The sequence below is a fragment of the Telluria sp. ZB2R32 genome, from assembly GCF_059685715.1.
In genome coordinates this window covers 246,172-271,676 of record NZ_JCASIG010000005.1, presented here as the reverse complement: position 1 = coordinate 271,676, position 25,505 = coordinate 246,172, and the positions used below count along the sequence as shown (strand labels likewise).

General features: G+C 67.2%; 24 protein-coding genes and 1 pseudogene. 12 read left to right on the top strand and 13 right to left on the bottom strand.

Annotated elements, in window-relative coordinates; translation table 11 throughout:
- Positions 1-68: 68 nt before the first annotated feature.
- The 3 genes from AC56LG_RS16345 to AC56LG_RS16335 form a co-directional block, all read right to left on the bottom strand.
- Complete coding sequence (locus AC56LG_RS16345; protein ID WP_497167120.1) at positions 69-767, bottom strand: potassium channel family protein; 699 nt, start codon at positions 765-767, stop codon at positions 69-71.
- Positions 760-2,088, bottom strand: a complete 1,329-nt coding sequence (locus tag AC56LG_RS16340; RefSeq protein ID WP_497167119.1) for a TrkH family potassium uptake protein — start codon at positions 2,086-2,088, stop codon at positions 760-762. Before AC56LG_RS16340 ends, AC56LG_RS16345 begins: the two co-directional genes overlap by 8 nt.
- Before the next feature lie 255 nt (positions 2,089-2,343).
- On the bottom strand, positions 2,344-2,676 hold the full coding sequence (locus tag AC56LG_RS16335; RefSeq protein WP_497167118.1) for a four-helix bundle copper-binding protein: 333 nt from the start codon (positions 2,674-2,676) through the stop codon (positions 2,344-2,346).
- A gap of 317 nt (positions 2,677-2,993) precedes the next feature.
- Here AC56LG_RS16335 and AC56LG_RS16330 point away from each other — a divergent pair.
- Both AC56LG_RS16330 and AC56LG_RS16325 read left to right on the top strand, forming a co-directional pair.
- Positions 2,994-4,368, top strand: a pseudogene (locus tag AC56LG_RS16330) (DUF2254 domain-containing protein).
- An 11-nt stretch (positions 4,369-4,379) separates the two neighbouring features.
- Positions 4,380-4,895, top strand: coding sequence for a DUF421 domain-containing protein (locus AC56LG_RS16325; protein ID WP_497167117.1), 516 nt, complete (start codon positions 4,380-4,382; stop codon positions 4,893-4,895).
- A gap of 15 nt (positions 4,896-4,910) precedes the next feature.
- Here the strand turns inward: AC56LG_RS16325 and nhaA are convergent, their stop codons facing one another.
- The 4 genes from nhaA to AC56LG_RS16305 form a co-directional block, all read right to left on the bottom strand.
- Positions 4,911-6,125, bottom strand: coding sequence for a Na+/H+ antiporter NhaA (nhaA, locus tag AC56LG_RS16320; RefSeq protein WP_497167116.1), 1,215 nt, complete (start codon positions 6,123-6,125; stop codon positions 4,911-4,913).
- Positions 6,126-6,648: 523 nt separating this feature from the next.
- Positions 6,649-6,807, bottom strand: a complete 159-nt coding sequence (locus AC56LG_RS16315) for a hypothetical protein (RefSeq protein ID WP_497167115.1) — start codon at positions 6,805-6,807, stop codon at positions 6,649-6,651.
- Positions 6,808-6,822: 15 nt separating this feature from the next.
- On the bottom strand, positions 6,823-7,341 hold the full coding sequence (locus AC56LG_RS16310) for an HPP family protein (RefSeq protein ID WP_497167114.1): 519 nt from the start codon (positions 7,339-7,341) through the stop codon (positions 6,823-6,825).
- 4 nt (positions 7,342-7,345) lie between these two features.
- Positions 7,346-7,735, bottom strand: coding sequence for a DUF1622 domain-containing protein (locus tag AC56LG_RS16305; protein WP_497167113.1), 390 nt, complete (start codon positions 7,733-7,735; stop codon positions 7,346-7,348).
- 194 nt (positions 7,736-7,929) lie between these two features.
- Between AC56LG_RS16305 and AC56LG_RS16300 the strand changes: the two genes are divergently transcribed.
- From AC56LG_RS16300 to chrA, 6 genes are all read left to right on the top strand, one after another.
- On the top strand, positions 7,930-9,171 hold the full coding sequence (locus AC56LG_RS16300; RefSeq protein ID WP_497167112.1) for a DUF2254 domain-containing protein: 1,242 nt from the start codon (positions 7,930-7,932) through the stop codon (positions 9,169-9,171).
- 124 nt (positions 9,172-9,295) lie between these two features.
- Positions 9,296-9,622: an ArsR/SmtB family transcription factor gene (locus AC56LG_RS16295; protein WP_497167111.1), complete on the top strand. Its 327-nt coding sequence runs from the start codon at positions 9,296-9,298 to the stop codon at positions 9,620-9,622.
- Between the two features lie 55 nt (positions 9,623-9,677).
- Entirely contained in the window at positions 9,678-10,970 is a 1,293-nt protein-coding gene (locus AC56LG_RS16290) for an arsenic transporter (protein WP_497167110.1), read from the top strand.
- Positions 10,971-10,973: 3 nt separating this feature from the next.
- Positions 10,974-11,396: an arsenate reductase (glutaredoxin) gene (arsC, locus tag AC56LG_RS16285; RefSeq protein WP_497167109.1), complete on the top strand. Its 423-nt coding sequence runs from the start codon at positions 10,974-10,976 to the stop codon at positions 11,394-11,396.
- Entirely contained in the window at positions 11,393-12,109 is a 717-nt protein-coding gene (gene arsH, locus AC56LG_RS16280) for an arsenical resistance protein ArsH (RefSeq protein ID WP_497167108.1), read from the top strand. The genes arsC and arsH overlap by 4 nt, the downstream gene beginning before the upstream one ends.
- Positions 12,106-13,329, top strand: coding sequence for a chromate efflux transporter (gene chrA, locus AC56LG_RS16275; protein WP_497167107.1), 1,224 nt, complete (start codon positions 12,106-12,108; stop codon positions 13,327-13,329). Before arsH ends, chrA begins: the two co-directional genes overlap by 4 nt.
- A 4-nt stretch (positions 13,330-13,333) precedes the next feature.
- Here the strand turns inward: chrA and AC56LG_RS16270 are convergent, their stop codons facing one another.
- Positions 13,334-14,668, bottom strand: a complete 1,335-nt coding sequence (locus AC56LG_RS16270; protein ID WP_497167106.1) for an ATP-binding protein — start codon at positions 14,666-14,668, stop codon at positions 13,334-13,336.
- A complete protein-coding gene (locus AC56LG_RS16265) occupies positions 14,665-15,327 on the bottom strand; it encodes a response regulator (protein ID WP_497167105.1) in 663 nt (220 codons plus the stop codon). The genes AC56LG_RS16270 and AC56LG_RS16265 overlap by 4 nt, the downstream gene beginning before the upstream one ends.
- A gap of 277 nt (positions 15,328-15,604) precedes the next feature.
- Here AC56LG_RS16265 and AC56LG_RS16260 point away from each other — a divergent pair, with 277 nt between their 5' ends.
- From AC56LG_RS16260 to AC56LG_RS16245, 4 genes are all read left to right on the top strand, one after another.
- The gene (locus AC56LG_RS16260) at positions 15,605-17,593 is read left to right on the top strand and encodes a BCCT family transporter (RefSeq protein WP_497167104.1); all 1,989 of its coding nucleotides are present in this window, start codon (positions 15,605-15,607) and stop codon (positions 17,591-17,593) included.
- 161 nt (positions 17,594-17,754) lie between these two features.
- Positions 17,755-18,621, top strand: a complete 867-nt coding sequence (pbpG, locus tag AC56LG_RS16255) for a D-alanyl-D-alanine endopeptidase (RefSeq protein WP_497167103.1) — start codon at positions 17,755-17,757, stop codon at positions 18,619-18,621.
- Positions 18,622-18,725: 104 nt separating this feature from the next.
- Entirely contained in the window at positions 18,726-19,199 is a 474-nt protein-coding gene (locus AC56LG_RS16250) for a hypothetical protein (protein WP_497167102.1), read from the top strand.
- 221 nt (positions 19,200-19,420) lie between these two features.
- Positions 19,421-19,777 (top strand): translation initiation factor Sui1, encoded by a 357-nt coding sequence (locus tag AC56LG_RS16245; RefSeq protein ID WP_497167101.1) that lies wholly within the window; start codon positions 19,421-19,423, stop codon positions 19,775-19,777.
- Between the two features lie 45 nt (positions 19,778-19,822).
- Here AC56LG_RS16245 and boxA read toward each other — a convergent pair whose 3' ends face one another.
- From boxA to AC56LG_RS16225, 4 genes are all read right to left on the bottom strand, one after another.
- Positions 19,823-21,082 (bottom strand): benzoyl-CoA 2,3-epoxidase subunit BoxA, encoded by a 1,260-nt coding sequence (boxA, locus tag AC56LG_RS16240; RefSeq protein ID WP_497167100.1) that lies wholly within the window; start codon positions 21,080-21,082, stop codon positions 19,823-19,825.
- A 14-nt stretch (positions 21,083-21,096) separates the two neighbouring features.
- Positions 21,097-22,524: a benzoyl-CoA 2,3-epoxidase subunit BoxB gene (boxB, locus tag AC56LG_RS16235; RefSeq protein ID WP_497167099.1), complete on the bottom strand. Its 1,428-nt coding sequence runs from the start codon at positions 22,522-22,524 to the stop codon at positions 21,097-21,099.
- 21 nt (positions 22,525-22,545) lie between these two features.
- Positions 22,546-24,213, bottom strand: a complete 1,668-nt coding sequence (gene boxC, locus AC56LG_RS16230; protein WP_497167098.1) for a 2,3-epoxybenzoyl-CoA dihydrolase — start codon at positions 24,211-24,213, stop codon at positions 22,546-22,548.
- 263 nt (positions 24,214-24,476) lie between these two features.
- Complete coding sequence (locus tag AC56LG_RS16225) at positions 24,477-25,394, bottom strand: helix-turn-helix transcriptional regulator (RefSeq protein WP_497167097.1); 918 nt, start codon at positions 25,392-25,394, stop codon at positions 24,477-24,479.
- Positions 25,395-25,505: the final 111 nt, after the last annotated feature.

Genomic DNA, 25,505 nt, shown 5'->3' with positions numbered 1-25,505 from the left:
ATATAACTACAAGCATGTGCCGACGCCACCGCCGGCGCGCACCCGCGGCGCCAGTGCAAGCGCGTGCTTTACGGGGACTTCTTGTCGCCGCCGGCGAACCGCTCGATCTTTTTCGTCGGCCCGGAGACGATCAGCAGGTCCGCCGGCAGGATGCGCGTTTCGGGCAGCGCATGCTCGAAGTCCTGGTTGGCGCGCTTGATGCCGACCACGGTGACGCCGAAGCGCGAACGCACGTGCGCCTCGGCGAGCGTGCGGTGATGGGTGTCGGGCGGCGCACAAATCTTCGCAATGGCGAACCCGTCCTCGAATTCGATGAAGTCCATCATGCGCCCGGTGATCAGGTGCGCCACGCGCTCGCCCATGTCCATCTCCGGGTACACCACATGGTGGGCGCCGATGCGCTGCGCGATCTGGCCGTGCTCCGCCGTCTTCGCCTTGACCCAGATGTCCTTGATGCCCAGCTCGGTGAGCACCATCAGCGTCATCAGGCTGGCCGCCAGGTCGGACCCGATGGCGACGATCGCATGCGAGAAATCGGCCACGCCCAGCTGCAGCATGACGCTTTCGTTGGTCGAGTCCGCCTGTACCGCATGGGTCAGGCGGTCGCCCCAGAACTGCACCAGGTCTTCGCGCTGGTCGATGCCCATGACGTCGTGCCCGAGCCGGATCAGCGACTGGGCGACCGAGCCGCCGAAGCGCCCGAGCCCGATGACGACGACGCTGTCGACCGATGAAAATGCGAACTGCTCTGTGAAAATCCTACCCAACAATTGGATGCTCCTCTGGAAAACGGTAAGGCATGCGGCGCTCGCCCAGCACCAGCGAGGCGGCGAAGGTAATGGTGCCGACGCGGCCGATGAACATCAGTGCGGCCAGCAGGAGCTGGCCCGAGGGCGGCAGGTTCGGGGTGATGCCGGTCGACAGCCCGGCGCTGCCGAAGGCGGCGATGACCTCGAAGATCACCTGGTCGGTCGGCAGGTGGGTAATGCGCAGCAGCAGCACGGTGCCGACCGCGACGATGACGCTGCCCAGCACCAGCACCGTCACCGCCTGGCGCTGGGCCGGTGCTCCCACGCGGCGGCCGAAGGCTTCCGTATCGGTGTGCCCTTTCGCCTCGGCCAGCACCAGCAGCGCCAGCACCACCACGGTGCCGACCTTGACCCCGCCGGCGGTGCCGGCGCTGCCACCGCCGATGAACATCAGCAGGTAGTGCACGGCCCAGGTTTCCGGTTCGAGCGCGCCGATGTCGACCGTGTTGAAGCCGGCGGTGCGCGCCGCGACCGACATGAACAGGCTGTTGAGCAGCTTGCCGGGGATGCTCATCATCCCGATGGTGCCGGCGTTGTTCCACTCGAGCAGCAGCACGGCCAGGAAGCCGCCCGCCAGCAGGACGGCCGTCCCTGCCAGGGTCAGCTTGGTATGCAGCGACCAGTGGCGCGGGTCGTGCAGCCGGTGGCGCAGGTCGTGCAGGACGGGAAAGCCGATGCCGCCGACGACGATGACGATCATCAGCGGCAGCAGGATCAGGGCGTCGGCGGCGTAGCGCACCAGCCCGTCCGGATGGATCGAGAAGCCGGCGTTGTTGAATGCCGAGACCGCATGGAACAGGCCATTCCAGCCGGCCTCGCGCCAATCCATCCCGTAGCCGAAGTGCAGGCGCAGCACGAGCGCCGCGGTCAGCAGCACCTGGGCGGCGACCGTCACCTGCAGCACGACTTTCGCCACGCTCGAGATGTCGCCAAGGCCGAGCGAACGGGTTTCCGCCTGCGTCATCATGCGGGTGCGCAGGCGCGGCGAGCGGTTGACCATCAGGCCGAGCAAGGTAGCGGCGGTCATCATGCCGAAGCCGCCCAGCTGGAACAGGACCATGATGGTCGACTGCCCGAAGCCGGACCAGTAGGTGCCGGTATCGACGACCGACATTCCCGTGACGCACACGGCCGAGACGGCGGTAAAGAAGGCCACCAGCAAAGGCGCCGGTTCGCCCGCGCTGCGCGCCGCGGGCAGCCACAGCAGCAGCGTACCGGCCAGGATCGCGAACAGGAACGCGAGCACGACGGCGCGCGTCGGATGGAGTACCGCCCTCATGCGCCCCTGCCCAGCTGGCGGCGCAGGGCACAGCGCGCGCCGGGCTGCCGGCATGGACAGCGCGGCGCAGTATGTCCGCATGACGCGGAAAGGAGCTTGGAGATAAACATATGCAATGGTCGTGGCCGGATAGCGTGGCGGCCCGACCAACGCATATCCTGACCTGCCTGTGCGGCAGGATCACCCTGTCGCGATTATAACGTAGAGCCCGCAGGCCAGGCTGCGCGTGCGCCGCATGGCGGCGCACGCGCGGAATCAGGCGCCACTCATCTGGCGGCACTCCTGCGCGCAGCGCCGGCACGCGGCCGCACAGTCCTGGCAATGCTGCGCCGGGTGTTTCCCGCACTCTTGCGCGCACATCTCGCACACGGCGGCACAGGCGCCGCAAATTTGCCGCGCCGCCTCCCCACCCCTGGCCATGACCGCGGCCGCCAACCGGCACAGCTGGGCGCAGTCGATATCGAGCGCGATGCAGCGCGCCATCATCTTCACGTCCTGCTCGCCGAGACAGGCGGCGGCGCACATGTCGCAGGCGTCCGCGCAAGCGTTGCAGGCCTCGATGCACGAGGCAAATTGCTGGTTTTCCATGGAATGCTCCCGGTTATCCATAACGAACATGCACTGCGCGAGTCGGGCGCAATGCCGGCACGGCGCCGGCAGGTTTCGAGGCTAGCACAAGCGCCGTCGGTCATGAACACGTTACGGAATCGCAATAACCAATTTGTGCAAATGTGGTTTCGATAGAGAATTTAGGGTCCGCGTGGGGAGAGCGCGGGGTCGGAGGCGCCTGCCGAAGCCAGGGGTCCGCAAGCTTGCGCCCCGTGCGCGCCGACAGCATTATCCTGACAACATGACAACGCGGCCACACAAGGCCGCACTCGACTGCATCTTTCCACCGCCAACCCATGAAACCAGCCATCAAGGACACCCGCTTCAGCCAGCTCTTTGTGCAGATTCACTCCAGCCTCTGGTTCGTTCCCACCCTGGTCGTGCTGGCGATGGTGCTGCTGGCGCTTGGCCTGGTCGAATTCGACCGCCATGCCGGCGACATGCTGGGCCAGCGCTGGCCGCGTACCTTTGGTGTCGAGGCAGAGGGTGCCCGCAGCATGCTGTCGGCCATTGCCAGCGCCATGGCCACCGTCTCGGGCGTTGCATTCTCGATCACCGTGGTGGCGCTGGTATTGGCGTCGAACCAGTACACATCGCGCGTCATGCGCAACTTCATGCGATCGCGCTACCCAGGTCGTGCTCGGTATTTTTCTTGGTGTCTACATCTACTGCCTCGTTGTGCTGCGCACGGTCGGCGGGCAGGCGGACGCGTTCGTGCCCACGGCGGCCGTGTTCGGGGCCCTGGTGATGGCCGTGCTGGCCAGCGGCGCCTTCATCTTCTTCGTCCACCATATCTCGGCCACGATCCAGGCCTCCGAGATGGCGCAAGCCATCACCGGCGACACCCTGGCCGCCATCGACGATGTGTTCCCCGAACAGCCCGACGCGGTCGCCGCTGCCACCCCGCCTGCGCATGGCGCCTGCTGGCAACCGGTGCCGGCGCTGCAATGGGGTTATATCCAGACGGCCGCACTCGACAGGATGCTCAGGCTGGCAGTCAGGCACGGCACGGTGATCCGCATGGAACGCCAGCCCGGCGACTTCGCCAGCGCGGACGCGCCATTGCTGGCGCTGGCCATGAACCACCCACCCGAGCGGCGCCTGGTGGAGGAGCTGAATCGCTGTTTCGGCATCGATGCCTTCCGCACCATCGACCAGGACCCGGCATTCGGCCTGCGCCAACTGGTCGACATGTCGCTCAAGGCGCTCTCGCCAGGCATTAACGACACGACCACGGCAGTGACCTGCCTCGACAATATCGGCGTCATTCTCCAGCACTGCGCCGGGCGCGACCTGGCTCCACGCCATCTGCAGGAGGACGGGACGCTGCGGGTCATCACCAGAACGCGCGATGCCGCGCACTTCGTGCGGCTCGCGTTCAGCCAGATCGTCGAAAACGCCGAAGGCAACACGGTGGTCATGCTGAAGGTGCTGGCGACGGTCGGCAACGTCGCGCGCACGCATGCCACCGAAGCAATGCGCGCCGCGCTGCGCCACGAGCTCGAGGTCATCGAGGAAATCGCCTTGCGCGGCGCCAAGTCGGCCGCCGCAAACGGCGCGATCGTTGCGGCACTGGCCAACACGGGCCGGGCGCTGGACGAACCGGCCGCGGACCGCGGCCTTGCGGCGACGATGCCGCCGGCACGCCCAGCACCACTCACCACACCATAAGGATATCCAACATGTTTTTTGATAACTGGCACAACATCTATCGGGTACTTGCTGTCGGCGTCCTCGCCTACGCCGGCCTGGTCGTCCTGCTGCGCATCAGCGGCAACCGAACGCTGTCGAAGATGAATTCGTTCGACCTGGTGGTGACGGTGGCGTTCGGCTCGACCCTGTCGACGATCCTGGTCAACAGCAGCGTCAGTCTCGCCGTCGGCCTGGCTGCGCTGGCGCTGCTGGTCGTGCTGCAGTTCGCGATCACCTGGAGCGCCGTCCGGTCGGCGTTCGTCAGCAAGGCGATCAAGACCGCGCCCACCGTGCTGCTGTTCGAAGGCCGGCTGCAGCCGGACGCCATGCGCCAGGTACGGATCACCCGCGACGAAGTGCTGGCCGCCATCCGCCAGCACGGCCACGGCGCGCTTGAGGATATCGACGCGGTTGTCATGGAAACCGACGGCAGCCTGTCCGTCATCGCCGCGGGCAAGGCGGGAAACCGCTCCGCCTACGGCCCGCTGGCGCTGCCGGACCGGTAACGCCAGCGGCCTCCTCTATTTTACCGCGTCGGCCGTCTCGAAATCCATCGTGTCCGGATCGGGGTCGGAGTCGAGCGGCTTGCCTGCCACCTTCAGCCACAGGAAGCCGATCACGCCGGCACTGAACGACGCGAGCAGGATCGCCATCTTCGAGGCATTGATCACCTCGGCCTGGCCGGTGAACGCCAGGTTGGTAATGAAAATCGACATCGTGAAGCCGATGCCGCCGAGCAGGCCCGCACCCAGCACATGGCGCCAGGCCAGGTCGAGCGGCAGCCGGCACACGCCCACGGCGACGGCCGCGAAGCTGAACAGGAGGATGCCGACCGGTTTGCCGGCCATCAGGCCCAGGAAAATACCGAGGCTGTTGGCCGACAACAGTTCCTGCGCCCAGCCGGCGCCGATCAGAATGCCCGTATTCGCCAACGCGAAAATCGGCAGGATGCCGAAGGCGACCGGCTTGTGCAGCATGTGTTCGAGGCGGTGCGAAGGCGAGGCCTCGTCGTCCTCGAGCGCGGAGTACGGAATCGCGAACGCCAGCAGCACGCCGGCGATCGTGGCGTGCACGCCCGACTTGAGCATCAGGAACCACATCAGGGCGCCGCCCAGCAGGTAGGGCCATAGCGCAAGCACGCGCCCGAAGCGCTTCAGCGCCAGCAGCAGGCCGAACACGGCCAGCGCACCGGCGAGGTAGGCGACCGAGAGTTGCGCGGTATAGAACAATGCAATGACGATGATGGCGCCGAGGTCGTCCATGACCGCCAGCGCCGTCAGGAAGATCTTGAGCGAGGCCGGGACCCTGCTGCCCAAGAGCGCCAGTACGCCCAGCGCGAACGCGATGTCGGTGGCCATCGGGATGCCCATGCCGGGCTGCGTCGGCGTGCCGCCGTTGAGAAGGAAGTGGATCAGCGCCGGCACGACGATGCCGCCCATGGCGGCCACGATCGGCAGCAGCGCATTGCGCAGGTCAGACAATTCTCCGTTGTACAGTTCGCGCTTGAGTTCAAGCCCGATCAGCAGGAAGAACACCGCCATCAGCGCGTCGTTGATCCACAGTTCGACCGACAGTCCCGCAAGCGGGATATGCCAGAAATGCAGATAGGACGCGCCCCAGGGGGAATTCGCGATGGCCAGCGAAACGAGCGTGCACACGATGAGCACGATGCCCCCGGCCTTGCCCGATTCCATGAACTGTTTGAAGCTGCGCGACAAGCGCTTTTCGATACGCACTGGATTTCTCCCCTCGATGCGGCGCCGCATCGCCGCGGCGCCTTCCATTTGAATAAAAAAAGCCCGATGGTCCGGGCAAAGGCTTGCGCCTGCTGATTGTTCGATTTGCTTACGTGATGCCTGCGCTGGCGCCCCCCGGCGCCCGACACGCGATGCCCGAGCGGAATCGGCACGCGCAAACGGTCCGGCGAGCATGCTTGCGGTTGCGGATGAGATACGGACTGAAATGCGGACTGAAATGCGGACTGAAATGCGGACTAAAATGCGGACTAAAATGCGGACAGGAATGCAAACCGGTTCCGGGACCGGAACCGGAACGGCGCGGACGGCGTGCAGGTGAAGGACTAATGAAAGGCAGCATGGGTATGGTCGCAATCGAACCGCGTGGCGGCCCGACCATCGCACATCCTGTCATGCCTGAAGGCATGATCACCCTGCAAACATTTTACCCTATTTCGCTCCTGATTCGCCGCGCGGGCATATCGCCGCGCCCGCCGCAGGACTGCCACCGATGGCGTCGGCATCAATCGGCACCCCGGCGCGGGCCGCACGGCACCAGCCTGCGCACCACCTTTTCGACGCTGAGCCCTTGCACCAGGATCGAAAACACGACCACGATACAAGTCATCGTGACCAGGGTGGCGCGCTCCGGTCCCGCCGGCAGCGAGAGGGCCAGCGCCACCGCTCTCGCGCCGGATCAGCGAGGCGGGTCGCGCCCTGCCCGGCTTCCATCGGCGGGCCAGCGCGACACCAGCCACATCGTCAGCTTTTGCAGTCCGAGGAGCGCCACGGTGATCGCCAACGCCAGGCTGAACAGGACAATGTTGTCCGCATCGCCCGCCTTGAGCCCGAAGCTGAGGGCAGTCGCGACCGCGGGAGGATGGACCACGTCGAACACCACCATGGCGACGATGGCGACCACCATCGCGCTGCCGGCCGAGAGGTAACCCGGACCGAGGGCCAGGAAGGCGCACAATCCGATCAGCGCCGAACCGAGCTGCGACAACACCAGCGTGCGCGCCTGGTTGACGACGTGCCCCGGATCGAGGTAGATCAGGAAGGCGCTCGATGCGAGCGATGCAAACAGCAGCCGCTGCCGGCTGATCGCCTCGACCAGCGCCAGTACTAGCAGGACCGTGGCGGTGGGGGCCAGCGCCAGCAGCAGCTCGCGCCGGATGCCCAGGCGGCGGCGATAAGGTGCCCGGTGCTCGACCATCGGACTAGCGCGGCGCCGCACCCGGTACAGCCCGGCCGGCGCCGTCGTCGTCCGCGCGCTCTTCCCGTATTTCCTTGCTCAGGAAATAGTTCAATGCGGTGCGGATGACCGCGATGGCGGCCAGCTTGCCGATCCGGTCCCAGGTCGGCGCCACCGAGGTCGACAAGATGTCGGCGGCAAGCTGGAGTTCGAGCGCGAGCGTCAGATAGCGGGCAAAGGCAAGCCTGATCGGAATGAAACTGCCTTTGCGCCGCGACAGCAGATGCCGCGCCAGTCCGGCCACCACGATCACGACCCCCGCCGCGATCACCAGCGCGCCCAGCGTTTCCACCAGCAGGCGCAGCCACTCGACGCCCGCCCGTACCTGCTCCTCGATGTGTTCGAACAAATTCACCTTCCCGGCTTCAGGTTGAGCGCGGCGCCATCGCGCACCACCGATGCAGGAAATGTAACTGAACTGCCGCACCGGGCGCGCGCGCCATGGTCCGGCTGCGCATTGTTCTCCAGCGAACCGACGCCATCGCGCCGGCATGCCAGACTGTGCCTTTCGAAGTCAGGCACGCCCAGGCCGGCGCCACCAGTCCGATCATGCCAATCCAGTTTCAATTCCTGTTGAATCGCCTGCACGAACGCCTGTGGGTCAAGCCGTTGATTGCCTGCGTGCTGTCGGTGGGCGGCGTGCTGCTGGCCCATCTCGCCGACAACGTCTCGGTCGACTGGAAGGTGCCCGAGATCGCCCAGGGTTCGGTGATCGATCTCCTGAAGATCATCGCGGCGAGCATGCTCGGCGTGGCGACCTTCGCCGTCGCGTCGATGGTGGCCGCCTATGCCTCCACCGGGCAGTCGGCGACGGCGCGCGCCTTTCCGCTGGTGGTGGCCGACGACGTTTCCCAGAACGCGCTGTCGATCTTCGTCGGCGCCTTCATTTTCGCCATCGTGGCGCTGAGCGCGACCACCAACGACTACTTCGGCAAGGCGGGCCGCTTCACGCTGTTCGTGCTGACCTTGCTCACGCTGGTCGTCGTGGTGCTGGTCTTCGTGCGCTGGGTCGACAGCATCGCCCGCCTGGGACGCCTCGGCGCCGTCATCGCCAAGGTCGAGCAGGCAACCGCACAGGCCATGCTGCGACGGCGCCAGCGCCCCTGCCTCGGCGGCCTGGCGGCCAGCGGTCCGCCGCTGGGCTTCGCGTTCCACGGCGCCGACAGCGGCTTCCTGCAGCGCATCGACATGGCCGCGCTCGAGCGCATCGCCGCCCGGCAGCGACTGCGCGTCACCCTGGCAGTGCAGCCGGGGGCGCTGATCGTGCCGTCGCGGCCGCTGGGCTACGTGGCGCCCGACTCGCCCGACAGCGGGCCGGTCGATCCCGCAGCGCTGCGCAAGGCCTTCATCGTCGGCCCGGTACGCCAGTTCGACGACGATCCGCGCTTCGGCCTGGTCGTACTGGCCGAGATCGCCTCCCGGGCGCTGTCGCCCGGCATCAACGACGGCGGCACGGCGATCGGCGTGCTCGGCTCGCTGCACCGGCTGCTGGACGACTGGGCGCGCCCGGCCGCGCCGGAAGCGCCCGCGTATCCGAGAATCGAAGTACCGCCGCTGGCGGTCGAGGACATGTTCGACGACGTCTTTCCTCCCATTGCACGCGACGGCGCCGGCCTGGTCGAGGTGGCGATGCGCGTGCAGCGCGTGCTCGGCGAACTCGGCCGGCATTCCGATCCGCAGATGCGCCTGGCGGCCCGGCGTCACGCGGCACTGGCGCTGGCGCGCGCCGAACGCGCCCTGGATTTCCTGCCGGACCTGGAGCAGGTGCGCATGCGCCATGGCGAGTTTTGATGGTGCCCCCCCTTCGGGTGGACAGCATGGCGGTATCCCCGACAGCTATATTTCGATATTATTGGAAATATCAACGTAATGCGTGTATGCTCCGATTCACCCGACATTGCGAGAACAGACGACCATGGATACGAAAGCCACGCTGGCGGCACTTGCCGCCCTGGCGCAGGAAAGCCGGCTGGCGGTGTTCCGCCTCCTCGTGCAAACCGGGCCGCAGGGCCTCGCGGCGAGCAGGATCGCCGAGCACCTCGACATCCCCGCTTCGTCGCTGTCCTTCCACCTGAAGGAACTGACGCATGCAGGACTGCTCGCCTCGCGCCAGGACGGCCGCTTCGTCATCTATACGGCGAACATCGACACCATGAACGGGTTGATCGGCTTCCTGACCGAGAACTGCTGCGCCGGCGTACCCTGCCACGCGCTCGGCGGCACCGTGTGCAAGGGCGATTGAAGCCGGCATCGGCGCGCTGCGCCCTCTCGTTGACCGCTCCCCACAGGACTTTTTCGTGCTCATCGCTTTCCTGATCTTTCTCGCCACCCTCATCCTCGTCATCTGGCAGCCGCGCGGACTGGGCATCGGCTGGAGCGCCGGCGCCGGCGCCGCCACCGCCCTGCTGGCCGGCGTCATCGACGTCGCCGACATCCCTGTAGTCTGGGGCATCGTCTGGAACGCGACCGGCGCCTTCATTGCCGTGATCGTCATCAGCCTGCTGCTCGACAAGGCCGGTTTCTTCGAATGGGCGGCGCTGCACGTGGCGCGCTGGGGCAAGGGCAATGGCCGGCGCCTGTTCGTGCTGCTGGTCCTGCTCGGCGCCGCGGTGGCGGCGCTGTTCGCCAACGACGGCGCGGCCCTGATCCTGACGCCCATCGTGGTCGCCATGCTGGCGGCGCTGCGCTTTTCCCCGCAAGCGACGCTGGCGTTCGTGATGGCGGCCGGCTTCATCGCCGATACCGCCAGCCTGCCGCTGGTGGTGTCGAACCTGGTCAACATCGTCTCGGCCGATTACTTCGGCATCGGCTTCGCCCGCTATGCGTCGGTGATGGTGCCGGTCAACCTGGTGTCGGTTTCGGCCACCCTGGCGGCACTGGTCTGGTTCTTTCGCGGCGACATCCCCGCGCACTACGACGTCACGCAGCTCAAACGTCCGGACGAGGCCATCCACGACCGCGCCACCTTCGTCACCGGCTGGTGGGTGCTGGCGCTGCTGCTGACCGGCTTCTTCTGGCTCGACGACATGGGCGTCCCGATCAGCGCCGTCGCGGCGGCGGGCGCGGCGCTGCTGCTGGCGGTGGCGGCGCGCGGACACCGCATCTCGACGCGCGCGGTGCTGCGCGGCGCGCCCTGGCAAGTGGTCGTCTTCTCGCTCGGCATGTACCTGGTCGTGTACGGCCTGCGCAACGCCGGCCTGACGCACTACCTGACGGCCGTGCTGGACGCGTGCGCACGATACGGCGTCTGGGGCGCGGCCCTCGGCACCGGTTTCATCACGGCGATCCTGTCCTCGATCATGAACAACATGCCGACCGTGCTGGTGGGCGCGCTGGCGATCGACGCCACCGCCACGAGCGGCGCGGTGCGCGAGGCGATGGTGTACGCCAACGTCATCGGCGCCGACCTCGGACCGAAGATCACGCCGATCGGCAGCCTGGCCACCCTGCTCTGGCTGCACGTGCTGGCGGCCAGGGATATCCGCATCTCCTGGGCCTACTATTTCCGCGTCGGGATCGTGCTCACGCTGCCGGTCCTGTTCCTCACCCTGTGCGCACTGGCGCTGCGCCTCAGCCAAGAAAGCTTATAAGCCATGGACGTCACCATCTACCATAACCCGGCCTGCGGCACCTCGCGCAACACGCTGGGCCTGATCCGCAACGCCGGCATCGAACCGGTCGTCGTCGAGTACCTGGCGCATCCGCCCGAGCGCGCGACGCTGCTCGACCTGATCGCGCGCGCCGGCCTGCCGGTGCGCGCAGCCGTGCGCGAAAAAGGCACGCCGTTTCACGCGCTGGGCCTGGACGATCCGGCGACGACCGACGCCCAGCTGGTCGACGCCATGCTGGCCCACCCGGTGCTGATCAACCGCCCCTTCGTCGCAACCCCGCTCGGCGTGCGCCTGTGCCGCCCGTCCGAGCTGGTCCTCGACATCCTGCCGGCGCCGCAACGGGGCGCCTTTACCAAGGAAGACGGCGAAGCCGTCGTCGATGCCGATGGAAAGCGCATCAAATGACGGCGATCCCCGACTTGCCCAACGTCCGCGGCGACCTGCTGCACATCCCGAGCGCGGAAAAACTCGAACCCGTGGGCGACATGAAGCACCCGCCGCGCATCCTGATGCTGTACGGTTCGCTGCGCGAACGTTCCTTTAGCCGCTTCCTGACGTACGAAGCCGCGCGCATCCTCGAACACTTCGGCGCCGAGGTGCGGATCTTCGACCCGATGGAATTGCCGATGGCCGGCAGCGTGCCGGAAACGCATCCGAAGGTGGTCGAACTGCGCGAACTGTGCCTGTGGTCCGAGGGCCAGGTCTGGTGCAGCCCGGAGCGCCACGGCACGGTGACCGCGGTGATGAAGAACCAGATCGACTGGATTCCGCTGGAAATGGGCGCGATCCGCCCCAGCCAGGGACGCACCCTGGCCGTGATGCAGGTCTGCGGCGGCTCGCAGTCGTTCAACGTGGTCAACACGCTGCGCCTGCTGGGACGCTGGATGCGCATGTTCACGATTCCGAACCAGTCGTCGGTGCCGATGGCCTACAAGGAATTCGACGACGACGGGCGCATGAAACCGTCGGCCTACTACGAGCGCGTGGTCGACGTGATGGAGGAACTGGTCAAGTTCACGCTCCTCACGCGTGGCCGCGCGGACTACCTGACGGACCGGTACAGCGAGCGCAACGAACGGGCGCAGCAGGCCATCGACAGGCAGCTCGGCAAGATATGACGCTGCCGCGCAGCGAAACGGCGGCGCCGCCGCACGAGGTCGAATCGGCCGGCGCGATCTTCCTGGTCTTCCTCCGGCTCGGGCTCACGTCGTTCGGGGGACCGGTCGCCCATCTGGCGTATTTCCGCCATGCCTTCGTGACCCGCCGGCGCTGGCTGAGCGAGGCCGGCTATGGCGACCTGGTGGCTCTGTGCCAGTTCATCCCCGGACCCGCATCGAGCCAGGTCGGCTTTGCCCTGGGTGTCTTGCGCGGCAACGGTTTGCTGGGCGGCCTGGCGGCATGGCTGGGTTTTACCCTGCCGTCCGCCCTCGTGCTGCTGGCCTTCGCCGCCGGCGCGGCCGCATTCGACGGTCCGGCAGGCGCGGGGCTGCTGCATGGCCTGAAACTGGTGGCAGTGGCGGTAGTGGCCCACGCGACGCTGGGAATGGCGCGCAGCCTGGCGCCCGACCTGCCACGCGCGGCTATCGCGGTCGCCGCCCTCGGGATGGTGCTGTTGCTCGACGGCGCGCCGGGACAGATCGCCGCCATCCTGTGCGGCGCGCTCGCGGGCTCATGGCTGCGCCGAAGCCAGGCGCCCGCCGCGCAGGGCCACCCGCATTTCCCGGTCGGCGCGCGTGCCGGCCTAGCGGCGCTGGGCGCGTTCGCCGTGCTGCTCGCCGCCACGCCCCTGCTCGCGGCGACAGGCCACCCCCATCTGCTGCTGTTCGACGCCTTCTACCGGTCCGGCGCCCTCGTCTTCGGTGGCGGCCATGTCGTGCTGCCCTTGCTGCAAGCCGAGACGGTGGCGACGGGCTGGGTCGGCGAGGCGTCCTTTTTGGCTGGATACGGGATGGCGCAGGCCGTGCCCGGTCCGCTGTTCACGTTCGCCGCCTACCTGGGCGCCGCAAGCAGCCTGGCTTCCAGTCCCGCCGGCGGCGCCGCGCTCGCCACCGTCGCCATTTTCCTTCCCGGGCTGCTGCTGGCATACGGCGTACTGCCGTTCCACGGCCGCTGGCGCGCGCACCCGCGCGTCCAGTGCGCGATGCGCGGCGCGAATGCGGCGGTGGTCGGCGTGCTTGGCGCCGCACTGTATCACCCGGTCTGGACCGGGGCGGTATTCGACGTGCGCGACTTCGCGCTGGCGCTGGCCGGCTTCCTCCTGCTCACGGTATGGAAAGCGGCGCCATGGATCGTCGTGGCGCTGCTCGCGCTGGCCGGCGCATTGCTGGCCACGCCCTAGCGCGTCAGGCGCCGAAGCGTACCCGCACGCGCAGTCCCTGCCGCCCGGGCGCCGGCGCGAACGTCACCGTCGCGCCGGCCCGCTCCGCCACCGCCCTGACGATCGCCAGGCCCAGGCCCGAACCGCCTTCGTGGCCGTTGCCCAGCACCCGGTAGAACGGATCGAACACGCGCTCGCGCTCCTCGTGGGGAATGCCCGGCCCGGTGTCGTCCACGACGACGTCGGCGACGCCCGCTTGCGCTCCCGCTCCCGGCAGCACCTGGACGTCGACCCTGCCGCCGCGCGGCGAATAGCGGATCGCGTTGTCGACGATATTCTTGATCAGCATGTGCAGGTCGAGCGGCTGCACCGCGACCTGCGCATCGCCGGCGCCGACGACGCCGAGGTCGATCCCGCGTTCCTCCGCCAACGGATACAGGTCCGCGATCACCAGGCGTATCGCCTGTTCCAGCGAGACAGGCGTGGCGGCGCCCTCGCCGCCCTGCTGGGAGCGCGCCAGCGCCAGCAGCTGGTCGAGCATGACGCGGGTACGCTCCAGCCCGTCCGTCAGCGCACGCATGCGCAGGCGCGCCTCGGCCGGCATGTCGGCCGCCGCCAGGCGTTCGGCCTGCAGGCTCAGCGCCGTCAGCGGCGAGCGCAGCTCATGGGCGGCATCGGCGACGAAGCGGCGCTGGGCCTGCATGGCGCGGCGCATGCGCATGAGGAGCCGGTTGATTTCCGCCACGAAGGGCTGAACTTCGTCGGGCAGCCCGGCCGGATCGAGTTCGCCGGCGTCGTCGCCGCTGCGTCGGCGCGTCTCGACGGCGAGCCGGCGCATGGGCCGGAACAGTTCCCGGATCAGCAGCCGCACCAGCAGCACCAGCACCGGCGCCAGCAGCGCGAAGGGAAGCAGCGAGCGCAGGGCGCTCCTGACCGCGACGCCATCGCGCACCGTGGTTTGCTGGGCCACTGCGATGCGCATGGCATCGTCGTCGGTCATGACGAAGACGCGCCAGGACTGGCCGCCGATTGTCACCGTATGGACGCCGTCGCCGAGCCGCTCCGGAATCGCCAGCCGTCCGTCGTGGGCGGCGCGGTCGTCCGCGCCGGCGTCGCCCAGGAAGCGCACCACGATGCGCTCCTCGCGGCCGATGCCGTCGATGCGCCGGCGCGCCGCCAGGGTCAGCGGCCGGGTCTGGACGCGGCCGATGAGATGGCCCGTCTGGCGCAGCTGCTTATCCTGCGCCAGGTGCGCGTCGCGCCACGATGCGGCGAAGGTGAAGGCGGCGGCAATCGCCGCGACCGCGACGACGGCGAGCGAAATCGAGGCCGACAGCCGGTACTGCAGCGACGTCTTCATGCGGGTTTGGCCACCATCCAGCCGACGCCGCGCACATTCTTGATGGCGGCGCTGCCCAGTTTCTTGCGCAGCGAATGGATCAGGAACTCGACGGCATTGCTTTCGACTTCCTCGTTCCAGCCATAGATACGGCTTTCGAGTTCGCTGCGCGAGAGGATCGCGCCCGGTCGCACCAGCAGCGCCTGCAGCAGCGCGAACTCGCGCCCGGTCAGGCGCACCGGCTCCCCGGAAGCACAGGCTTCGTGCGTGGCCGGGTCGAGCGTCAACACGCCGTTCGACAGCACAGGTCCCACCGCCGGCCCCTGGCGCCGGGTGACCGCGCGCATGCGCGCCAGCAGTTCGCTCAGCTGGAACGGCTTGACGAGATAATCGTCGGCGCCGCCGTCGAGTCCCGCGACGCGGTCCTCGGTGGCGTCGCGCGCGCTCAGGAGCAGCACCGGAATGCGCTGGCCGTTGGCGCGTATCGCACGCAGCACCGACATGCCGTCCTTCTTCGGCAGGCCAAGGTCGAGCAGCACCATTTCATAAGGCAGGCAGGCGAGCGAATGGAGGGCGGCCTCGCCGTCCACGACCCAGTCGACGCCATAACTGGCGTCGCGCAGCCCCTGCTGCACGACCTGGCCGATCATGTAGTCGTCTTCCACCAGCAAGACACGCATTCTTTTTCCTTTTACTAAAGCCTGTCCCGGCATGAAAGCCGGTGCGGCGCAGAGCCTGCCGCCCGATACTTAGCCCAGCCTTAGCGCGGGCCGGCTGCGGATGTGCAGGCCAATTGTGTTAATTGCCCGGACGTCAAGATGGTACGCTTCCCCTGCGAAGACGGAGCGCAAGGCTGGGCCGCCTGTCGGTGCGCCGGTCCGTCATCGTTCAACCATCCCGAAGCGGATCGCCGCGTGGCCGATCCGCATGACTCACGGCGCAAGGAAATACTGACCAATGAACGATACTGAATCGAAGGACCCCGGCAAGCCAGTCGCGCGCCGGCGGATGCAAGTCAACCCACCGGTGTTCTTCACCTCGGCTGCGCTGATCCTTGCCTTCGTGCTGCTCACCGCATTGTTCCCGCAACAGGCCGGCCGCGTCTTCGACACGGTCCAGGCCGAAATCGTGCGCGATTTCGGCTGGTTCTACATCCTCGCCGTCGCCCTCTTCCTGATCTTCGTGCTCTTTCTCATGATGAGCCGCTATGGCGACGTCAAGCTCGGCCCGGACGAGAGCGAGCCGGAATACAGCTATCTCTCCTGGTTCGCCATGCTGTTCAGCGCCGGGATGGGGATCGGTCTTCTGTTCTTCGGCGTGGCCGAGCCGATCCAGCACTATGCGCTGCCGCCGGTGGGCGAAGGACGCACGGTCGAGTCGGCGCGCCAGGCAATGGTACTGACCTTCTTCCATTGGGGCTTGCACGCCTGGGCGATCTACATCGTCGTCGGGCTGGGGCTGGCCTATTTCGCGTTCCGGCGCGGCCTGCCGCTCACGCTGCGCTCGGGCCTGTTTCCGCTGATCGGCAACCGGATCCATGGCCCGATCGGCCATGCCATCGACATCTTCGCCGTGCTGGGCACCATGTTCGGCGTCGCTACCTCGCTCGGCTTCGGCGTGCTGCAGGTCAATGCCGGCGCTGCCTACCTGTTCGGCCTGCCGGTCAACACCACGGTCCAGATCGTGCTGATCGCCGCCATCACCGGCATGGCGACCCTGTCGGCCGGCACCGGGCTCGACAAGGGCGTGAAGCGCCTCTCCGAGCTCAACATCATCCTGGCGATCGCGCTATTGGCCTTCGTCCTGTTCGCGGGATCGACCGTTTTCCTGCTGCAGGCATTCGTCCAGAACATCGGTACCTACCTCGGCGCCGTCGTGCCGCGCACCTTCCGCATGTACGCCTACGAGCCGAACGCCTGGCTGGGCGACTGGACGCTGTTCTACTGGGGCTGGTGGATTTCCTGGTCCCCCTTCGTCGGCATGTTCATCGCACGTATTTCGCGCGGACGCACCATCCGCGAGTTCATCTCCGGCGTACTGCTGGTGCCGGTGCTGTTCACCTTCCTGTGGATGACCGTATTCGGCAATACCGCCATCGCCCTCGACCTGGGCGGCGCCGCGCCGATCGTGCAGACGGTCGCCGACAACCTGCCGGTGGCGCTGTTCGAGGTATTGCAGCAGTTGCCGTTTTCCGTGATCGCATCCGGGATCGCGACGCTGCTGGTCATTACCTTCTTCGTGACCTCGGCCGATTCGGGCGCCCTGGTGATCGACATGATCACCTCGGGCGCGGCGCCGAACCCGCCGGTCTGGCAGCGCATCTTCTGGGCGATCTGCGCCGGCGTCGTGGCCGCCGTGCTGCTGGTGGCCGGGGGGCTGCAGGCGCTGCAGACCGCCGCGATCGCCAGCGCGCTGCCGTTCGCCGTGATCATGCTGTTCATCTGTTACGGGCTGCTGCGCGCCCTGCAAACGGAAAACGAAGGCACGTCGATGGACCTGTCGATCGCCGCCGAAGCGCCGCCGGCCACGGCCGGCCTGAGCTGGCAGCAGCGCCTGGCCAGCATCACGAACTTCTACGACAAGCCGGAAATCACGGCCTTCCTCGGCGAGACGGCGGGTCCGGCGCTGGAAGCGGTGGCCGCGCAGATGCGCGAGAGCGGACTGGTACCGGAATCGCTCCAGCGCGAAGACCGCCTCGACCTGGTCGTGCCGCACGGCGACCGCGGCGTGTTCCGCTACACGGTGCGCGCGCGCAGCTTCCGCTCACCCAGCTTCGCCTGGGCGGAGAAGAGCGGACCGGGGCCGGACAGCCGCCACTACCGGGCGATGGCCTCGAGTTCCGAAGGCGACCAGCAGCATGACGTCAGCGGCTACACGCGCGAGCAGTTGATCAACGACCTGCTGAACCGCTACGCCCGCTTCCGCCACGCGCGCCGGCTCAGCTGAGCGGCGCGGACGGCGGGCTTGACGGAGACGCCAGGGCGGGCGCGCTAAGTGTCGGCTAAGTGTCGCCAATTACCATTGCCGAGCTCGCCAATCCGACCGGATGCGGGCGAGCCCGACACACCAGGCCGGCCCACCCGGGCCGGCTACTGCCCACTACCCGCATGCGACCGTCTTCCTTCACTTTCCTGTTCCTGCTGGCCCTGGCCGCCTGCCTGTCGTCCGCCCAGGCGCGCGCCCCCAGCGGCGAACACGTGGCGCGGCTGGCGACGCTGCAGTCGAGCGCCGTCGTCATCGTCGACCCGGCAACGAACAAGGTCCTGTACCAGAAAAATCCCGGCGCCGTCATGCCGATCGCCTCGCTGACCAAGCTGATGACGGCGCTGGTCGTGCTCGATGCGCGCCAGGACCTGAAGCAGGTGCTGACCGTAACGCGCGCCGACGTCGACCGGCTCAAGCATTCGTCGTCGCGCCTGCAGGTCGGCACGCGGCTGACGCGGGCGGACATGCTGCACCTGGCCCTGATGAGTTCCGAAAATCGCGCCGCGTCGGCGCTGGGACGCCATTACCCCGGCGGCACCCGCGCATTCGTGGCGGCCATGAACCGCAAGGCGCGCGCACTCGGCATGCGGCACACCCGCTACGTCGAACCCACCGGCCTGTCGCGCCACAACGTGTCGACGCCGGCCGACCTGGCCCGGCTGGTCGTCGCCGCCGAGAAGAAGCCGCTGATCCGGCGCTATTCGACCGACCACCGCTTCGTCATCCGCCAGGGCAAGGCGCAGACGGTGTACGGGAACACCAACCGCCTTACCTCGAGCGCGCGCTGGCGCATCCGCATGCAAAAGACCGGCTACATTGCGGAAGCCGGCCGCTGCATGGTGCTGTATGCGATCGTCAGGAAGCGCCCCACCGTGATGGTCTTCCTCGACGCGCAGGGCAAATTCTCGCATGCGGCCGACGCCAACCGGGTGCGCTCGTGGCTGGCCAGGTTCGGCGCGCGCGTGCTGGCGCGGGCCAGCAGCTGGTAGGCGGCCGGCAACCGCCTGCCGGAATCGGCTGTCGGTGGCGACACGACTGTGGGGGATCTCTACAATTGGAGCGGCAACCTCAACTACCAAAGGAATCCGTCAAGATGAAAAAGCCCAGCCTGCTCTCCTCCGCCCTGATCGGCGCCGTCGCCAGCGCGCGTTCGATGACGCCGATGGCCACCATCGCCGCGGCCCGCCTTGCCCACCGCGAGACGTCCGGCGAACTCTTCCTCCTCGATCGCCCCACCTTCAAATACGGGGCGCTGGCGATGGGCGTCGGCGAACTGTTCGGCGACAAGATGAAGAGCGCGCCGGACCGCACTGTTTTCCTGGGCCTGCTCGCGCGCGTGATGAGCGCCGGGATCGCCGGTGCGGCGCTGGCGCCGAAGGGACGCGAAGGCGCAGGCGCGGCGGTGGCGGTGGCGACCGCGGTGCCGCTGGCGTACCTGACGCTGGCCGGGCGCAAGCAGGCGATGGCGCGGATCGGGCAGACCAGGAGCGGCTTGATCGAAGATGCGCTGGTGATTGCGGCGGGTGCCGCGGTGGTGGCGCTGGCGACGGCAGCTAAAAGCGATTAGCTGAAGTTGTAGGGTGGGCTCTGCCCACGCGGATACGGCGTCGAAAAACCGTCGGCTTCGTGTCCACCGCGAATGCGATGGAGCGGGCTGCTTCAATGGCAGTCGTTGTGCGCAGGGGAGACCGCGTGGGCAGAGCCCACCCAACGGTGCACCACCCTCGCGATCGATGGAGGCGCAGCTGCTACACTCGCGTGTTTCCCATCTTACCAAGCGCGCAAACCATGAAAAGCAGTTCAACCGGCGGCCTCGTCTACTCGACCGACGGCGGCCGCATGTGCCCGCAATGCCGGCAGCCGCTCGCAGGCTGTACGTGCAAGGCCAATGCCGCGCCCAAGGGCGATGGCGTAGTGCGCGTGTCGCGCCAGACCAAGGGCCGCGGCGGCAAAGCCGTCACCGTGGTCAAGGGACTGGCGCTCGATGCCGCCGCGCTGGCCGCGCTCGGCAAGCAGTTGCGTACGGCCTGCGGCTCGGGCGGCACCGTCAAGGATGGCGCGGTCGAGATCCAGGGCGACCATGTCGAGCTGGTGATGGAGGTGCTGACGAGGCAGGGTCATCGCCCGAAGCGCGCAGGCGGCTGAAGTGCGCGCGATTCATGCGGCCAGATCATCAATAAGGTAGCGTATTCAGTACGTTTCCACATGAAAGCGCCCTTCCGCGACCATCCGCGCCTGCAGGCCGGGCCAGTCGATCCCCGCCTGCGCGCACACGTCGCGCAATGCGTCCAGCACGCCGGTCTCCATGCCTTTCAGGCCGCAGATGTACAGATAGGTTTCCCCGCGCAGCAGCTGCGCCACCGCCGTGCCGGCGGCACGGATCTTGTCCTGCACGTAGGCTTTCGGCTGGTCCGGCAGGCGCGAAAAGGCCAGGTGCATGTCGATGAAGTCGGCCGGCAGTTTCAGCAGCGGCCCGAAATATGGCAGTTCGGCCGGGTTGCGCGCGCCGAAGAACAGCATCAGCTTGCCCTCGAGCGGTTTGCCGGCGGCGTACATCCTCCGCCGGTGTTCCGTCATCGCGCGCATCGGCGCCGAGCCGGTGCCGGTGCAGATCATCATGATGTTCGAGCCGGCGTGGTTCGGCATCAGGTAATTCACGCCGAAAGGGCCGGCCACCTGCACGTTCGCGCCTTTCGCCAGGTCGCACAGGTAGTTCGAGGCGACGCCCAGCACCGGCCGGCCGTCGTGGTCCTCGACCACGCGCTTCACCGTCAGCGCCAGGTTGTTGTAGCCGTCGCGCTCGCCGCCGCGCGGACTGGCGACCGAATACATGCGCATATAGTGCGGCTTGCCGTGCTCGTCGAGCCCCGGCGGGATGATGCCGATCGACTGGCCTTCGAGGACCGGGAACATCTGCGAACCGAAGTCGAGCACGATATGGTGCACGTCGCTGGCCGCATCAAGAGCGGTGAGCCGGTAGTTGCCGGCCACCGTGGCGACCACCGGGTTCTTCACCGTGTACAGGTGCGCGTACGGATGCGCGGCCGACCACGGCGGGATCGGCGACGATGGCGAGACCGCTGCGTTTTCCTGCACCGTTTCGTCGAGGGTCGCGCCCTCCGCTTCGTTGGCCGCCTCCATCTGCTCCAGCAGCGGTTCCGCGTGCTCCTGCTGCGGCGGCAGTTCGTCCCAGCCGAACTGCTCGGCGAGCGGATACGCGGCCGCTTTCGGCACGGTGTGCCAGTGGTCGATGGCGCCGGTCGGGCAGGGCGAGACGCAGTTGCCGCAACCGTTGCAGATGCCGGGGTCGACCACGTAGTTGCGGCTGTCGTGGGTGATCGCATCGATCGGACAAGTCTCTTCGCAGGTGTTGCAGCGAATGCAGACCTCCGGGTCGATCAGGTGCTGGCGGATCAGGGCGATCGGCGCAGTTGCAAGCGTGGCATTCACGGCTTCAACCTGATTCAGTTGAAGCGCACGTACTCGAAGTCGAGCGGCTGCTTGTTGATGCCCATCGGCGGCGGCGCGATCCAGTTGGCCATCTTGCCCGGCTCGATCACGCGGCCCATCAGCGAGGCGACGTACGCCCGGTCTTCCTCGCTCGGCAGCCAGGCGCGTTCGTTGGCCGCCCATTCGGCTTCCGACAATACGCGTCCGTCGGGCGAGATGCGGTGGCCGGCGAAGCCGCCGATGTGGCGGTTGAAGGCCTTGTTCGGCGCGCTGAGGCGGAACGGCAGCCCGGCCTTTTCGATGACGCGGTTCCAGCGCCCGATGCCAGCGATCGAGTCGCGGATGAAATCGTCGCGCAGCACTTCGTTCAGCCCGTTCAGCATCGGCACTTCGCGCTCCTGCAGCTTGCCGGCGCCGACCTCGAGGATACGGTAGTGCTGGCCCTTGAGCAGGTGGTCGTCGTCGCGCCTGGTCTCCTCATACCGGCCCTTCAGGCCTGAACTGTAGAAGGTCGCGGCATTCGAGGACTGGTCGGCGCCGAACAGGTCGACCGTCACGCTGAAGTGGAAGTTCAGGTAGCGCTGGATGGTCTGCAGGTCGATCACGCCGAGCGCGCGCACCTGCGCCGGGTCTTCCACGCCGTGCTGGCGCATCACCTCGACGGTGCGCGCGATCACGCGCGAGACGCCCGACTCGCCCACGAACATGTGGTGCGCCTCTTCGGTCAGCATGAAGCGGCAGGTGCGCGACAGCGGGTCGAAGCCCGATTCGGCCAGCGCGTTGAGCTGGAACTTGCCGTCGCGGTCCGTAAAGTAGGTGAACATGTAGAAGGCGAGCCAGTCCGGCGTCTCCTCGTTGAAGGCCTCCAGGATGCGCGGATTGTCCTGGTCGCCCGAATTGCGCTGCAGGAGCGCTTCGGCTTCCTCGCGGCCGTCGCGGCCAAAGTATTTATGCAGCAGGTACACCATCGCCCACAGGTGGCGGCCCTCTTCCACGTTAATCTGGAACAGGTTGCGCATGTCGTATTGCGAGGGCGCCGTCAGGCCCAGGTGGCGCTGCTGCTCGACCGAAGCCGGCTCGGTATCGCCCTGGGTGACGATGATGCGGCGCAGGTTGGCGCGGTGCTCGCCGGGCACGTCCTGCCAGGCGGCGCGGCCCTTCTCTTCGCCGAAGTTGATCTTGCGTTCGTTCTCGGCCTGGGCCAGGAAGATGCCCCAGCGGTAGTCCGGCATTTTCACGTGGCCGAAATGGGCCCAGCCGTCCGGCGTGGTGCTGATCGCGGTGCGCAGGTAAACGTCCATCTGGTTCGAGCCGTTCGGGCCCATGTCGTTCCACCACTGCAGGTAGTTCGGCTGCCAGTGCTCCAACGCGCGCTGCAGGGTCTTGTCTTCCGACAGGTTGACGTTGTTCGGGATCTTGTCGGTGTAGTTAATCGAGCTCACGATGGCATCCTTGGACAGGTTTCACACGCGGTTGAAATCGAATTGGGCCTTGGTGCCCGAACCGTAGACTTTCAGTGCGCCCAGTTCGCCGATGGCATTCGGGCGGATGAAGATCCAGTTCTGCCAGGCGGACAGGCGCCCGAAGACCCGGGTTTCCATCGTCTCGCGGCCGTTGAAGCGCAGGTTCGCTTCCATCCCGGTGAGCGCGTCGGGCGACATGCTGGCGCGCTCTTCCAGCGCCAGGCGGGTCTCGTCGGGCCAGTCGATGTCGTCGCAGGCGAAGGTCACCAGGCCCAGCCCTTCCGCCTCGTCGGCGTCGACCAGGCGGCCCTGTGTGGCGCGCACGGCGGCAACCGGCCCCTCCTCTTCATGGAAGCGGCGGGCAATGCGCGACTGCGCCGAGATCATCGGCAGGCGGCCGAAATTCATCGCGCTCACGCCGATCCGCGGCGCCCGGTCGGGATCGTCCGGCAATGCCAGCATGTAGATGCGGTCGGCCGCCAGCGCCACTTCCAGCAAGGAACCCGCAAAGCAGGAACCGGCTTCGATAAAGGCGAACAGCGAGCGCGAGGACACGTCCAGGCGCGCCAGGGTGCGGCGCATCAGGCCGACCGTTTCGCGCACCAGCCAGTGATCCGCGTGTTCGACCAGGGTCCTGTCCACGGCCAGCACGGCGTGCGGATCGCCGCTGCTTTTCAGGATCCAGGTGCCCATGTCGAGTTCGTTGGTGCGCAGGTGCAGGATGGCGTCGTCGAGTTCGCGCGCCATCTGCAGCGGCCACCACTTGACCCCAAGCGCCTCGATGCCGGCGGTATCAAGCGGCTGCGGCGCCTGCGGTGCGCGTACCGTCAGCGTCACGTTGCGCGCCGCGCGGTCGATGTTGATGCTGACGAATTCGTAGTCGATGGCATCCTCAAGCTGCGTACGTTCGAGCGGCGTCAGCTTCACGCCAGTGGCTTCAAGCGGGCGGATGCTGGTGGCGGCGAGCGCCTGCGCGCGCCCGCGCACGGCGTCGGCGAACTGCGCCGGCCTGGCGACGTGGTCGACCAGGCGCCAGTCCTTCGCCTTCTGGCCACGCACCCCTTCCGAGGTGGTGCAGAAGATGTCGGCCAGGTCGTGGCGCACCTTTCTCTTGTCGGTCAGGCGGGTCAGGCCGCCGGTACCCGGCAACACGCCCAGCAGCGGCACTTCGGGCAGGCTCACCGAGGACGAGCGGTCGTCGACCAGGATGATTTCGTCGCAGGCGGCCGCCAGTTCGTAGCCGCCGCCGGCGCAGGCGCCGTTCACCGCGGCCAGGAATTTCAGGCCGTCGTGGCGGCTCGAGTCTTCCAGGCCGTTGCGCGTCTCGTTGGTGAACTTGCAGAAGTTGACTTTCCAGGCATGGCTCGATTTACCGAGCATGAAGATGTTGGCGCCCGAGCAGAAGATGCGGTCCCTGGCGCTGGTGACGACGACGGTGCGCACGGTCGGGTGTTCGAAGCGGATGCGCTGCACCGCATCGTGCAGTTCGATGTCGACGCCGAGGTCGTAGGAATTGAGCTTGAGTTTGTAGCCGTCGCGCAGGCCGGCGTCCTCGTCGATGTTCATGGTCAGGGTGGCAATCGCGCCGTCGACCGCCAGGGTCCAGTGCCGGTAGCGCTCGGGCGAGGTGGCATAGTTGACCTGCGTGGCCTGCGGTGCGGTGCTCATGACGTCCCCTGTGAAATATGGTGCATCCCTGAATTTGTAGATGAACTATATTGCAGGTAATTTTGAGAGTCAAGCACAAAACCGCACTTGTAGGGTGGGCACTTGTGCCCACGCGGTACAGCGTACGCATATCGATGTGTCACACGGTGCATTATGCCGAGGCACGACCGCGTGGGCACAAGTGCCATTCGTGGCCCGGCCCACCCTACAAGGCGAAAAAAACGCCGGCGAAATGCCGGCGCTTCGGATAACGGCGCTCCCGCCTACCCCATGACGCTTTCGCGCAACTGCTCGAGCAAGCCCACATACGCCGCCTCCTGCGTCATGTCGCTCGTATCAAAGGAGAGATCGGCCTTCGAGTAAAACGCGGCGCGGCTTTCGAGGATGCTCTTGAGGTCGTCCATCGCTTCGCGGTTGCCCATCATCGGGCGCGTGTCGCCCTGCGCCAGCACGCGCGCCATGTGGTCCTTGGGCGCGGCCTGGACCCACACCGTATAGCAGTGCGACAGCAGCAGGTTATAGGTGGCCGGATCGGAGACGATTCCGCCCGGGGTGGCGATCACGGCGCGCGGATAGCGCTTGAGGATGTCTTCCAGCGCGCGGCGTTCGTAGCGGCGGTAGGCGTTCGGCCCATATAGCGCGTGGATTTCGGCGATGCCGCAGCCGGCCAGGGTTTCCACCTCGCGCCCGAGCTCGACGAAGGGCACCATCCAGTAATCGGCCAGCATGCGTCCCAGGCTCGACTTGCCCGCCCCGCGCAGGCCGATCAGGGCGACGCGCTGGCGCCGCGCGGCTTCGCTGGTCGGCGCATCGAACATGCCGGCCAGGGCGGCGCGCGCCTGGGCCAGCTCGGCGTCGCTGCGGCCGCGCAGGATCTCGCGGATCATCAGCCATTCGGGCGAGGTCGCGGTCTCGTCGCCGATCATCTCGGCCAGCGTGCAGTCGAGCACGGTGGTGATCTGGCGCAGCAGCTGGATCGAGGCATTGCCGACGCCCGACTCGACGTTCGCCAGGTGGCGCTCGGAGACGCCGGCCAGCTTGGCCAGCGCCTTGCGCGTCAGGCCGCGGCGCGAACGCAGGGCGCGCAGGCGTTCGCCGAGGGCGAGCAAAAAGGGATCTTTCAGGTCGGACTCTTTTTCCGGGTCGAATCCGTGCTCCGTGCTGAGCTGGGCTGCTGTCATTCTTGATTTCCATCAAAGGTGCATCGTCCCCTTTGGGAACTGGGGCGCAATTATCGCAAATGCAGATCCGTGTGACGAGGCCGCACATGAAATATAAGTCAAACAATACTT

What these genes read in the sequence shown, in the direction of transcription:
- AC56LG_RS16340 (WP_497167119.1), bottom strand. Translation starts at nt 2,088, where the DNA reads ATGAGGGCGGTACTCCATCCGACGCGCGCCGTCGTGCTCGCGTTCCTG.
- AC56LG_RS16335 (WP_497167118.1), bottom strand. Translation starts at nt 2,676, where the DNA reads ATGGAAAACCAGCAATTTGCCTCGTGCATCGAGGCCTGCAACGCTTGC.
- AC56LG_RS16325 (WP_497167117.1), top strand. Translation starts at nt 4,380, where the DNA reads ATGTTTTTTGATAACTGGCACAACATCTATCGGGTACTTGCTGTCGGC.
- AC56LG_RS16310 (WP_497167114.1), bottom strand. Translation starts at nt 7,341, where the DNA reads ATGGTCGAGCACCGGGCACCTTATCGCCGCCGCCTGGGCATCCGGCGC.
- AC56LG_RS16300 (WP_497167112.1), top strand. Translation starts at nt 7,930, where the DNA reads ATGCCAATCCAGTTTCAATTCCTGTTGAATCGCCTGCACGAACGCCTG.
- AC56LG_RS16295 (WP_497167111.1), top strand. Translation starts at nt 9,296, where the DNA reads ATGGATACGAAAGCCACGCTGGCGGCACTTGCCGCCCTGGCGCAGGAA.
- arsC (WP_497167109.1), top strand. Translation starts at nt 10,974, where the DNA reads ATGGACGTCACCATCTACCATAACCCGGCCTGCGGCACCTCGCGCAAC.
- arsH (WP_497167108.1), top strand. Translation starts at nt 11,393, where the DNA reads ATGACGGCGATCCCCGACTTGCCCAACGTCCGCGGCGACCTGCTGCAC.
- chrA (WP_497167107.1), top strand. Translation starts at nt 12,106, where the DNA reads ATGACGCTGCCGCGCAGCGAAACGGCGGCGCCGCCGCACGAGGTCGAA.
- AC56LG_RS16270 (WP_497167106.1), bottom strand. Translation starts at nt 14,668, where the DNA reads ATGAAGACGTCGCTGCAGTACCGGCTGTCGGCCTCGATTTCGCTCGCC.
- AC56LG_RS16265 (WP_497167105.1), bottom strand. Translation starts at nt 15,327, where the DNA reads ATGCGTGTCTTGCTGGTGGAAGACGACTACATGATCGGCCAGGTCGTG.
- AC56LG_RS16260 (WP_497167104.1), top strand. Translation starts at nt 15,605, where the DNA reads ATGAACGATACTGAATCGAAGGACCCCGGCAAGCCAGTCGCGCGCCGG.
- pbpG (WP_497167103.1), top strand. Translation starts at nt 17,755, where the DNA reads ATGCGACCGTCTTCCTTCACTTTCCTGTTCCTGCTGGCCCTGGCCGCC.
- AC56LG_RS16250 (WP_497167102.1), top strand. Translation starts at nt 18,726, where the DNA reads ATGAAAAAGCCCAGCCTGCTCTCCTCCGCCCTGATCGGCGCCGTCGCC.
- AC56LG_RS16245 (WP_497167101.1), top strand. Translation starts at nt 19,421, where the DNA reads ATGAAAAGCAGTTCAACCGGCGGCCTCGTCTACTCGACCGACGGCGGC.
- boxC (WP_497167098.1), bottom strand. Translation starts at nt 24,213, where the DNA reads ATGAGCACCGCACCGCAGGCCACGCAGGTCAACTATGCCACCTCGCCC.
- AC56LG_RS16225 (WP_497167097.1), bottom strand. Translation starts at nt 25,394, where the DNA reads ATGACAGCAGCCCAGCTCAGCACGGAGCACGGATTCGACCCGGAAAAA.